A 9,885-nucleotide genomic window follows, 5' to 3' on the forward strand; every position below is an offset into this window, starting at 1 on the left:
CAGCCGCGGAAGCGGCGAGGACGGGAGTTTCCCCTCCACCATTTGCTTACGCAAATGGTCCCCCTCCCCAAGCAAGCTTGGGGAGGATTTGAAGGCGGCGCGCGCCTCATCCAACGGAGCGGGGCAAAACCTTATCGATTATCCAGTTGCGACCTTACCGCCGCCAGCCCCAGCCGGCTGATCCGGTAGGGCTGCCCACCTGAGCTGAAGATCAGCCCCCGCCGCTTGAGCTTGCGGAATATCGGCAACGTGCCGTCCGCCAGCACATGGCCTTCGCGCGTGAAGCAGATCGCCTCGACGATCCGCCCCTGTGGGTCGCGGCGGTGATGGATCGCGCCACCCTGCGCGAGCGCGTGCAGCACACGCTGTTCGTATTTGGAAATGTTCACGTGGATTGTGCCCGTCAGTCGAGAAACGACCGCGCCGCCCGTCCGGTGCGTCCCGGCGGGCAAAGCGCATGACGACGGCGCCTCCGGCAGAACCGGGGCCGTCAGGTCAGCGGGCGACAATTTCCTTCATACTTCCCTCAGGGGTGGCGAAGGCGGCGGAATCTGTCGCAGACCGCGCCGCGGGTCAAGACATGGGGTCAGCCGCCGCGGGCGACGGTGCAGGCAGTGCGGCCGGGATTGATGATGAAGCTGCCGTCGGCGCGGCGGTTCTCGGCGCGCTCGAAATAGACTGCCGGTTCGCCCGATCGGTCGGCCTGCAGTCGCCCGACCGCGCCGGAGAACGGTCCACCGGTCAAACGAACCGCGTCGCCCTCCCGCACGAAGGCGCCGCCGCCGACATTGGTGGCATAGCGTCCGGCCGGGGACAGGGTCAGCGTGACCATCGCCGAATACTGCAGTTGGTAATCGGGCATGTCGCCGGCAACATTGCCGCCGACGCGGTCCATGAAGGCGCAGGTCAGCTTTCGCGTCGGCAGGACACCCGAACCGGTCTTTGCCGCCGCGGTCGCAGCGCCCGCGCGGCCGAAGCGCAGCGTGCCGTTCATCGTGCCATTGACTGTGCCATATTCGGTGCCGGCGACGAAGCCGCCCAACAGGCCGGCAATCGCCGTGGTGGTGCACGGCCCGCCGAGATGGACGTGGCTGCGCCCCTGCTCGATCTCGAAATAGCATTTGCCGTTTTCGAGATAGGATTGTCCCTTGGCGAGCGGCCCGGTGACGGTCTGGCCGGCGATCTCCACCGTGCCGGTGCCGGTGAAATTGCCCTGGCTCAGGACTCCTTCGACCCGCCAGGTGCCTTGATTGCCGTCATGGTCGCTCAGCGTCCCCTGGCCGGACACCGCACCGGCATTGGGGCCGACCGGGGCGCCGGCGGGGGCGACCTGCGCGAGTGCGGGGGCGGCGGCGAGTAGCGACAGGGCGGCGAGGCGGCGGATCATGCGGATACTCCGGAAAGGGACGATCCGCCTTGCTACGGCCGCAGTGGGCGCAGCGCATTGGAAGGATATGACAATTTTACGGTTTTGCGGCCTCGGGCGTCGCACCGGCCGCGCGGTGCGAATAGCTGAGCACGCGCGACAGCCGCCAGCCGGTCGAAGTTAATTGCCACAGCTGGACGAAATGCGCCTGGCCGACCAGCTTCTCGGGGCCGTCGCCCTGGCGTTCGTAAAAGACATGGTCGCCTTCCTCGATCGCGCCGAATCCGGGCACCGGCTCGACGTTGAGCGAGTCCGCGACGAGTTCGCGCCGGCTGCGCCACGCATTGGGCGCCTTCTTCGCCTCGCATTGCTTCGTATAGAGCGCGACCATCGCTTTGCTGTCGCGCGCCACTACGCCGTCGCGGTCATGGTACATCTCGAAGTCGGGCGTCAGCATCGCGTCGAGCTTGGCGGGCTCGCATTCCTCGAAGAAGGTCTTGAACAATGCGGCGTCGGCAGCGGCGACCGCCATGCGCAGATCGCCGCCGGTCGGGATCGTGACGGCGGGGGTAGGAGTGGCCTGCAGAGCGAGCGCGAGGAGCAACGGCATCGGGACACCCTTTGTGTATTATTTATATAATACACCTAGAGGCCGAAGCGACGAGCGTCAAGCAAACCCGGCGCCGGCCTCGCGCGGCGCGCAGCGGATCAGCCGGCTGGTCGCGACCGCCGCCTGGCGATGGACGACCGCGAGGCGATAGGCGGGGTCGGTCACCATCTCGAGGAACGCGTGCGCCGAGGGGTAGAGCGCGACGAAAGCGGTATCCCACGCCTCGTCCGCCGGCCCGGTCAGCACGAGCTGCGGCGCGCCCGACCAGATGACATTGCCGCCGACGCGGCGGAAGATCGGCCCGCTTTCCTCGCCATAACGGGCATAAGCCTCGGCGCCGGTCAGCCCGAGCGCGGCGCAGTCATGGCCGTCGGGATAGGCGGCGCGCTCGCGATAGCGGACCAGGTTGAGCATCGCGATCGGCGCATCGCGGGGGAGCGCCTTGAAGGCGTCGAACTGCTCGCGGGTGGGGTCGATATGGGCTTCTGTCACGGCGTGCCTTTCGAACTTTGCGAACTCGCGCCGTGGGTATATTTCGTATCGGTGGCGAACGAAAAGTCCCTGTTCGATATCTGTCAGGCGCTGGATTGCATCGTGGAGTTCGACCGATCCTCTGCCGCGTCCTCGGGTCGGGGATTGACGCTGAGTTTGGTGCATTTAGTAAACTGGCACCGAAATCTGCTATGCTTCGGTTAAGGTGTTCTCCTGCTAGGGTCTGCGCATCTAGCAGGAGCAGTAAATAGGAGCCGTATCTTCCAGCATCTTAGTCGTCGCCGCCATTTTCCATCCCGAGCTTTTTCTCGATCGCATCGAGCCGATCGCGGTCCTGCGCAGTAGCCTCCCGAGCTAAATCGCGAATCTCGTCGCGTTGCGCCATCGTTAGGTGGGAAGAGTCCGACTGCTGATTACAGCTGGCGAGCATCAATGCCGCAACGATGCTAACTTCGTATGGCAAGCGCTTGGGTAGTCTCATCATGATCTCCCCCTTGCTCAGGCCGACTGCGCGCGCCGGTCAGCTAGCTAAAATGACGGCGACCCCAATGGAGCGACGCCCAGGCCGAGAGAACTGCTCGAGTGACGAATGCCGATGGGGATTAGCTCGCGCTAATCCCGCGCCCGGCGCGACTTACTCCGCCGCAATCCCCGCCTTATCGAACATATCCCCTTCGCCGTTCCCGGCATCCTCGTTCGCCGCCGGCCCGGCCTTCGCCTTCTGCCGCTTGTCGAATGAATCCCACACGTCGTTCCACTGACCACGCGTCGCGGCCTTCGAATATTCCGTCGCGCGGGTCTCGAAGAAGTTGGCGTGCTCGACGCCGTTGAGCAGCGGGGTCAGCCAGGGCAGGGGATGCTCGTCGATCATGTAGATAGGCTTCATGCCGAGCTGGCCCAGGCGCCAGTCGGCGATGTAGCGGATGTACTTCTTGATCTCCTTGGGCGCCATGCCGTTGACCGGGCCCTGTTCGAACGCCAGGTCGATGAACGCATCCTCCAGCCGGATCGTGGTCTGGCACTGGTCGGCAATGTCGTCGCGCACCGATTTGGTCAGGCAGTCGCGTTCCTGCACGAAGGCGTGGAACAGGCGGATGATGCCTTCGCAATGCAGGCTCTCGTCGCGCACCGACCAGGACACGATCTGGCCCATGCCCTTCATCTTGTTGAAGCGCGGGAAGTTCATCAGCATCGCGAAGCTGGCGAACAGCTGCACACCCTCGGTGAAGCCGCCGAACATGGCGAGCGTGCGCGCAATGTCCTCGTCGCTGTCGACGCCGAACTTCTGCAGATAATCGTGCTTATCCTTCATCTCGGCATATTCGAGGAACATGCCGTATTCGCTTTCCGGCATGCCGATCGTGTCGAGCAGGTGGCTGTATGCCGCGATGTGCACCGTCTCCATGTTGCTGAACGCGGTCAGCATCATCTTGATCTCGGTCGGCTTGAACACGCGGCCGTATTTCTCGTGATAGCAATCCTGCACCTCGACGTCCGCTTGGGTGAAGAAGCGGAAGATCTGGGTCAGCAGGTTGCGCTCGTGATCGGTCAGCTTCTGCGCCCAGTCGCGGCAATCCTCGCCCAGCGGCACTTCCTCTGGCAGCCAGTGGAGCTGCTGCTGGCGCTTCCAATATTCATACGCCCAGGGATATTCGAAGGGCTTGTAGGTCTTGCGGGCGTCGAGAAGAGACATGGCGGAACTCCGGACTAGAAGGTGATTGGGGTGATATTGCCGACGGGGATGATCCCGAACGAGAAAAGGGCGGCGACGAGCCAGACGACAGGCGTGGTGACGAACATGATGCGCGCCATGCGACGCGCGGCGGCGGGGTCGACGCCTCCGGTTTTCGGGGGCGCCCCGACCGTCTGTTCCGCGCGACCGGCGATGCGCGCGAAGAACGCCGCAAGCACCAGGTCGGTGACGCAGACCAGCGAAATGACCCCGAGGAGGACGGCGCCGCCCATTACGGAACTGTCCAGATGACGACAGCCAGCGGGATCGCGAAGGCTGCCGTCAACCCGATAAGGACCATCAAGCCACGCGCGTCTTCTCCGTAAAATGGAATCGCTTCGATCAGCGCCCCGACGAGCAAAAAAAGGGGCGCAAGAAAAACGAACGCCGACACTTTAGCGTTGCCAGCCCCGATTTTGCCGGCCCAAAGACCCACGCCAACAAAACCGGATCCGAGGACGCCCGCCGTTAGATGGGCACGGTCTAGCACGAGCAGGAGGCTGCCCAGCCGGGGGTGCCGCGACGCAAAGGCGTCGAGACGGGCAATGGCATCCTCGATCTTGCCCGCTTCCGCATGATGGCCGAGCCCCAATTGATCGCCGAGCTTAAATTCGAGGCGGTCGAGCCGCCGCTCCCAGGGCGGTCGCAGGGATTTCGCACTGAACCGGCCAAACGCTGCCAACAGCAAAGCAAAGGCGCCCGCGGCCAGCAGCGACCAGGCGATATAGTCGCGATCGCTCATTGGCCCGCACTCCAGCTCGCCATCGCGGTGGCGAACACGGTCAGGATCGCGGTGAGCGCGAACAGCATCGTCGCGCCGATGCGGCGGGCATAGACCGCGCCTTCGCTCGCCGCGCGTCGAGTCAGGACGAAGATCCCGCCCGCAGCCGCGGCACCGGCCACCGTATACATGATCAGCGGCGCGCGATTCATGCCGCACTCCTTGCCGCCGAAGGGCGTGCGCCGGGGATGCGGGAAATCCCGGATGCCGCGCAGACCGCGCTCCACCTAGTCCGGGTTCCAGTCATCATTCGACCAGAGGAGAAACAAGGATGAGCCAATTGAACAACGTCCGCGCCGACATGGCGGTGATCGGCGCCGACGGCGTAGCAGTCGGCACCGTCGACGGCGTCACCCATCACAGCATCAGGCTGCGCCCGACCGGCGTCCGCGGCGAGGATGGCGAGCGCGCTCACTTCATCCCGGCCGGCCTGTTCGCGGAGGTCGAGGGCGACACCGTACGGCTCAGCGCCAATGCCGACGTGGCCGTGACGTTCGAGGACGAAGAGGTCTAGAACTCGGGTCCGGCTCATGCGACCAACTCCGGAGTCGTGCGTTCTGCCCGCGTAACCATTCCGCCAACCATCACAGGAGCATGTTCATGACCGACCTCAGCCAGATCAAGGAACATATGGAAGTCATCGGCGCCGACGGCGTCCATGTCGGCACCGTCGACCATGTCGAGGGCGACCGCATCAAGCTGACCAAGAAGGATTCGGGCGCGGATGTCGCGGAAGGGCAGGGCAGCCATGCCGGGCACCACCATTACATCTCCAAGGGCCTGATCGCCGACATCGAAGGCGACAAGGTGCGACTGAGCGCCAACGCCGACGTCGCCGTGACGTTCGAGGAAGAAGAGCAGGGGTGAGTCAATAACTCCCTCTCCCTTTGGGAGAGGGAAGGGGCCCGTCGCGTCAGCGACGGGAAGGGTGAGGGTGAGGCGGCTCATGAGAGTTGGTCACCCTCACCCTTCCGCGCCTTTGGCGCTCCCTCCCTCTCCCAAAGGGAGAGGGAAGCGGCAATCGCCACGATCACGCCGTCGGTATTTTCCAGAACCTCATTGTTCCAGAAGCGCAGCACGCGATAGCCTTCGCTCTCCATGAAGCGCGTACGACGAGCGTCGTATTCCTCGGCCTCCGTATGCTGGCCGCCATCGACTTCGATCACAACTTTTTGCGCGAAGCAGAGAAAGTCCGCCGCATAGGGGCCGATCGGCGCTTGGAAACGCCACTTTATCCCCGGAAACGCCTCCTTCAACGCCCGTTCCAGCCGCTTCTCGGCCTCCGTCGCATTGCGACGCAGAGCGCGAAGTCGGTTCACGGTTCCCGATGGTTGATCTGCGTAAAGGCGCATGCTGCTGTCACCCTCACCCTTCCCACTCGCCTTCGGCTCGCGGGCCCCTTCCCTCTCCCACTGGGAGAGGGAGGGAGCGGCGCAGCCGCGGAAGGGTGAGGGTGTTTCTCCTATATCACCTCACTGGCACGCCAGGCATTCATCATAATCCGTCGTTTCGCCCAGCTCGAACTTGGGCGCCTCGATCGTGTTGTCGGCTTCGACCCCGCCGGCGAACCCGGCGCGCTGCACCGATTTCGAGCGGAGATAGTAAAGCGACTTCACGCCCAATTCCCAGGCACGGAAGTGGAGCATCAACAGGTCCCACTTCTCGACATCGGCCGGGATGAACAGGTTGAGGCTGGTCGACTGGTCGATATAGGGCGTGCGGTCGGCCTGGAGTTCGATCAGCCAGCGCTGGTCGATCTCGAAGCTGGTCTTGTAGCAGTCCTTCTCTTCCTGGGTCAGGAAGTCGAGATGCTGGACCGAGCCGCCGCGCTCGAGGATCGAGTTCCACACCGCGTCGCTGTTCTTCGACTTCTCGATGAAGATCTTCTCGAGATACGGATTCTTGACCGAGAACGACCCCGACAGCGTCTTGTGGGTGTAGATATTGGCCGGGATCGGCTCGATGCAGGCGCTGGTGCCGCCGCAGATGATCGAGATCGACGCGGTCGGCGCGATCGCCATCTTGCAGCTGAACCGCTCCATCACGCCCATGTCGGCGGCGTCGGGGCAGGGGCCGCGCTCGACCGCCAGCGCCATCGACGCGGCGTCGACCTGTGCGCGGATCTGCTTGAACATCTTCATGTTCCACGACTTCGCCATCGCGCCTTCGAACGGCAGGCCGCGCGCCTGGAGGAACGAATGGAAACCCATCACGCCCAGGCCGACCGAGCGCTCGCGCATCGCCGAATAAGCGGCGCGCTCCATGCCGGGCTCGGCGCGGTCGATATAATCCTGCAGCACGTTGTCGAGGAATCGCATGATGTCCTCGATGAAGCGCTCTTCCTTGTGCCACTGGTCCCAGGTCTCGAGGTTGAGCGAGCTGAGGCAGCACACCGCGGTGCGATCGTTGCCCAAATGATCCTTGCCGGTGGGCAAGGTGATTTCCGAGCACAGGTTCGAGGTCGAGACCTTCAAGCCCAGGTCGCGATGATGCTTGGGCATCGTCGAGTTCACGTGGTCGGCGAAGATGATGTACGGCTCGCCGGTTGCGAGACGGGTCTCGACCAGCTTCTGGAACAAGGCGCGGGCATCGACCTTGCCGCGCTCGCTGCCGTCCTTGGGCGACTTGAGCGACCATTCGGCGCCGTCGCGGACGGCTTCCATGAAAGCGTCGGGGATCAGCACGCCATGGTGCAGGTTGAGCGCCTTGCGATTGAAGTCGCCGCTGGGCTTACGAATTTCGAGGAATTCCTCGATCTCCGGGTGCGAGATGTCGAGATAGCAGGCGGCCGACCCGCGGCGCAGCGAACCCTGGCTGATCGCGAGCGTCAGGCTGTCCATCACGCGGACGAACGGGATGATGCCGCTGGTCTTGCCGTTCAGGCCGACCGGCTCGCCGATGCCGCGGACGTTGCCCCAATAGGTGCCGATGCCGCCGCCGCGCGAGGCGAGCCAGACATTCTCGTTCCAGGTGTCGACGATGCCGTTCAGGCTGTCGGGCACCGAATTGAGGAAGCACGAGATCGGCAGGCCGCGGCCGGTGCCGCCGTTCGACAAGACCGGCGTTGCCGGCATGAACCACAGCTTCGAGATATAGTCATAGAGGCGCTGCGCGTGCGCGCCGTCATCGGCATAGGCCGACGCCACGCGGACGAACAAATCCTGGTACGATTCGCCCGGCAGCAGATAGCGGTCGTTGAGCGTGTCCTTGCCGAAATCGGTGAGGAGGTCGTCGCGCGAATGGTCGACCTCGACCGGATACGGCTTCGCGATCGACTTCGAATCGCGCTTCTTCGCCTTGGGCGCCGCATTTGCCTGCGCCGTTGCTGCCTCGATCGCGTCGGTCGCCATATTCTCGCCCGTTCCTTCGGTGTCTCTGAAATCCATCTCTCGCCCCTGCTTTCCGCTCGCACAAATCGACTCGGGGAAACGAACCCCCACCTTATCATTCAGGCGCCGACAGGTGAGAACAAAAATAGTCCACAGCCTGTTCAAAAAGCGCGAGCGGCCCCGTGCTGCGACATGGGATCGCAGCAGGAATTCCACCAGTGCTTGGGTCGCCCCCGAACCGAACTACAACAGATTGTGCCCATCCGGGTCCGGACGCAATACCGTAAATGACGAATTCATGACTCAATTCGTCGCTATTTTGACTCGACTCACGGAAGGTCCGATCCGGTCCATTCGCCGCGACGCGCGGGTTTCCGCGGGCTTCCGCGAAGGCAAGGGAACGAACGCGGAACACACAAAAATATTGTGGTCGACGGCTGGACCGTATCAACCGGTTGTGGTCGGGTCGAGTCATGGTTGAGTCGACCGCTCCATTTGATCAGATTCGCGGACTCCGGGGACTTTGGGCGCTCGCGACGCGGCTCGATTCGCCGGGCGAAGCGCGCCCCGTGCCGATCCGCACGCTGCTCGACATGCTGGGTCTCGGTCTCGAACAGACCATGTCGATGCTGGGGCGGGAGCGGCCCGACTGGCCTACGTTCCTGGCCTGGATCGAAGCGACCGTTGGCGCTCCCGACCCGGCGCGCTTGGCGCGCTACACCGCCTGGTATGACGGCGCCGAGCCGCCGGCCGAGGAGCGTGCGCGCCAGGCCGCGGTGATGGCGGTGCCGCCGGTGTTCGATGCCGACGACTTGGCGCGATGGGATCGCGACGGCGTGGTCGTACTGCGCGAGGCCATCACCCGCGATGAGGCGGCGGCAATTGCGGATCATCTCTGGTCGATCCTCGCTGCCGATCCGGGCGATCCCTCGACCTGGTACGGACCGCGCACCAACGGCATCATGATCCAGCATTTCCAGCATCCGGCGATGGAGGTGCCGCGCCGCTCGGAGCGCATGGCGAAGGGGTTCGCCGAACTTTATGGCCATGCCGACCTGATCGTGTCGACTGACCGGCTGAGCTTCAATCCGCCAATCGGTTCCGGTTTCACCTTTCCCGGCCCGCATCTGCATTGGGACGGCAATCTGACACCGCCGATCGCGTTCGAGACGCAGGCGATCCTCTATCTGACCGATACCGCCGCCGATCAGGGGGCGTTGCAGGTCGTGCCGGGCTTCCACCATCGCCTGGCCGATGGCTGGATCGCGAGCCTGAACGGTGCCGACCCGCGCACCGTCGACTTGTCGGCGGAGGCGGTAACCGTGCCGGCGGGGGCGGGCGACCTCGTGATCTGGCGCCACGAAATTCCTCACGGCGCCAGCGCGAACCGCAGCGATCGGCCACGGCTGGCGCAATATGTGAACCATTACCCTATGCACTGGCCCGACCAGCGGCGCTGGCTGTAGGGTGGGTCGTCAGTCCACCTTTATCCTCCCCCGCCAGGGGGAGGTGGCGCCGCAGGCGACGGAGGGGGCGGTCGACGACCAACTGGCCGCCTTGCTTCCTCCCCCCCCC

At 64.2% G+C, this 9,885-nt stretch carries 14 protein-coding genes; 3 read left to right on the plus strand and 11 right to left on the minus strand.

From position 1 onward, the window contains the following. Positions 1-131: 131 nt before the first annotated feature. From SPR01S_RS19940 to SPR01S_RS19975, 9 genes are all read right to left on the minus strand, one after another. Positions 132-509 (minus strand): YjhX family toxin, encoded by a 378-nt coding sequence (locus tag SPR01S_RS19940; protein ID WP_245662137.1) that lies wholly within the window; start codon positions 507-509, stop codon positions 132-134. 77 nt (positions 510-586) lie between these two features. Further along, entirely contained in the window at positions 587-1,387 is an 801-nt protein-coding gene (locus SPR01S_RS19945; RefSeq protein WP_066593282.1) for a hypothetical protein, read from the minus strand. Positions 1,388-1,463: 76 nt separating this feature from the next. After that, on the minus strand, positions 1,464-1,976 hold the full coding sequence (locus SPR01S_RS19950; protein ID WP_066593284.1) for a nuclear transport factor 2 family protein: 513 nt from the start codon (positions 1,974-1,976) through the stop codon (positions 1,464-1,466). 57 nt (positions 1,977-2,033) lie between these two features. Beyond that, positions 2,034-2,468: a DUF1330 domain-containing protein gene (locus tag SPR01S_RS19955; RefSeq protein WP_066593286.1), complete on the minus strand. Its 435-nt coding sequence runs from the start codon at positions 2,466-2,468 to the stop codon at positions 2,034-2,036. Positions 2,469-2,739: 271 nt separating this feature from the next. Continuing rightward, the gene (locus SPR01S_RS21775) at positions 2,740-2,952 is read right to left on the minus strand and encodes a hypothetical protein (protein WP_169803475.1); all 213 of its coding nucleotides are present in this window, start codon (positions 2,950-2,952) and stop codon (positions 2,740-2,742) included. A 150-nt stretch (positions 2,953-3,102) separates the two neighbouring features. Next, positions 3,103-4,161 carry a ribonucleotide-diphosphate reductase subunit beta gene (locus SPR01S_RS19960; RefSeq protein WP_066593289.1) on the minus strand — a complete coding sequence of 353 codons (1,059 nt, stop codon included), beginning with the start codon at positions 4,159-4,161 and terminating at the stop codon, positions 3,103-3,105. A gap of 14 nt (positions 4,162-4,175) precedes the next feature. After that, a complete protein-coding gene (locus SPR01S_RS19965) occupies positions 4,176-4,433 on the minus strand; it encodes a hypothetical protein (RefSeq protein WP_066593290.1) in 258 nt (85 codons plus the stop codon). Continuing rightward, on the minus strand, positions 4,433-4,942 hold the full coding sequence (locus tag SPR01S_RS19970) for a hypothetical protein (RefSeq protein WP_066593292.1): 510 nt from the start codon (positions 4,940-4,942) through the stop codon (positions 4,433-4,435). Before SPR01S_RS19970 ends, SPR01S_RS19965 begins: the two co-directional genes overlap by 1 nt. After that, complete coding sequence (locus SPR01S_RS19975) at positions 4,939-5,133, minus strand: hypothetical protein (protein ID WP_157082378.1); 195 nt, start codon at positions 5,131-5,133, stop codon at positions 4,939-4,941. Before SPR01S_RS19975 ends, SPR01S_RS19970 begins: the two co-directional genes overlap by 4 nt. A gap of 119 nt (positions 5,134-5,252) precedes the next feature. On the opposite strand from SPR01S_RS19975, the gene SPR01S_RS19980 reads away from it, so the two are divergent. Then, on the plus strand, positions 5,253-5,495 hold the full coding sequence (locus tag SPR01S_RS19980; protein ID WP_066593301.1) for a DUF2171 domain-containing protein: 243 nt from the start codon (positions 5,253-5,255) through the stop codon (positions 5,493-5,495). Between the two features lie 86 nt (positions 5,496-5,581). Continuing rightward, the gene (locus SPR01S_RS19985; protein ID WP_066593309.1) at positions 5,582-5,848 is read left to right on the plus strand and encodes a DUF2171 domain-containing protein; all 267 of its coding nucleotides are present in this window, start codon (positions 5,582-5,584) and stop codon (positions 5,846-5,848) included. A gap of 77 nt (positions 5,849-5,925) precedes the next feature. On the opposite strand, the gene SPR01S_RS19990 is transcribed toward SPR01S_RS19985, so the two are convergent. Next, complete coding sequence (locus SPR01S_RS19990) at positions 5,926-6,333, minus strand: endonuclease domain-containing protein (RefSeq protein WP_066593303.1); 408 nt, start codon at positions 6,331-6,333, stop codon at positions 5,926-5,928. A gap of 120 nt (positions 6,334-6,453) precedes the next feature. Next, positions 6,454-8,367: a ribonucleoside-diphosphate reductase subunit alpha gene (locus SPR01S_RS19995; protein WP_066593305.1), complete on the minus strand. Its 1,914-nt coding sequence runs from the start codon at positions 8,365-8,367 to the stop codon at positions 6,454-6,456. A gap of 416 nt (positions 8,368-8,783) precedes the next feature. On the opposite strand from SPR01S_RS19995, the gene SPR01S_RS20000 reads away from it, so the two are divergent. Then, on the plus strand, positions 8,784-9,776 hold the full coding sequence (locus SPR01S_RS20000; protein ID WP_066593306.1) for a phytanoyl-CoA dioxygenase family protein: 993 nt from the start codon (positions 8,784-8,786) through the stop codon (positions 9,774-9,776). Positions 9,777-9,885: the final 109 nt, after the last annotated feature.

The organism is Sphingomonas pruni NBRC 15498 (assembly GCF_001598455.1).
GTDB lineage: Bacteria > Pseudomonadota > Alphaproteobacteria > Sphingomonadales > Sphingomonadaceae > Sphingomonas > Sphingomonas pruni.